Source organism: Nocardioides humilatus (assembly GCF_008373755.1).
Classification (GTDB): Bacteria; Actinomycetota; Actinomycetes; order Propionibacteriales; family Nocardioidaceae; genus Nocardioides; species Nocardioides humilatus.
The window spans coordinates 1-465 of record NZ_VUJV01000112.1 but is presented as its reverse complement, the minus strand read 5'-3'; the positions used below and the strand labels follow the sequence as shown (position 1 = coordinate 465).

The 465-nt window shown below is 64.9% G+C and carries 1 protein-coding gene; it reads left to right on the top strand.

Features of this window, described 5'->3' with window-relative positions:
• Positions 1–37 precede the first annotated feature (37 nt).
• Positions 38–397, top strand: coding sequence for a hypothetical protein (locus F0U44_RS24175; protein WP_149730614.1), 360 nt, complete (start codon positions 38–40; stop codon positions 395–397).
• Positions 398–465: the final 68 nt, after the last annotated feature.

The window sequence follows — 465 nt, the reverse complement described above, 5'->3', positions numbered from 1 at the left end:
CGCGAGTGAAACCCGAACGATAACACGAGCATTAACAATGGTATACGAGAGTGACTTCTACACGACGCGTCGGCCCTACAGGTCCACCTACAGCGTGACGACGCCGCGGCACTACGTGGTGGTGGACCGCGACCCGATCGCGCCACGTCGTGCCGAGGAGCAGTACTCGTACTCGTACTCGAGCACGAGCCAGCGCTCGGCGGGCAGCGGCCTGCCTCAGCGCAGCTCGTACAGCAACACGGTGGAGCGCCGCACCGGCAGCGGCCCCGGGGGCTACTCCTACACCAGCGAACGCTCCAGCAACCTCGGCGGTCCCGGAGGCTACTCCTACTCGTCCACCAGCAGCGGCCGCCTGCCCTACGGCACCACTTACCGTCACTACTCTTATCGCGTTTAGCGTCCCGGCTCCCGACCAGCCCCTAGCCTGTCCTAACTCCTAACCCCGTCCCGGCACCCTCTCTTGTA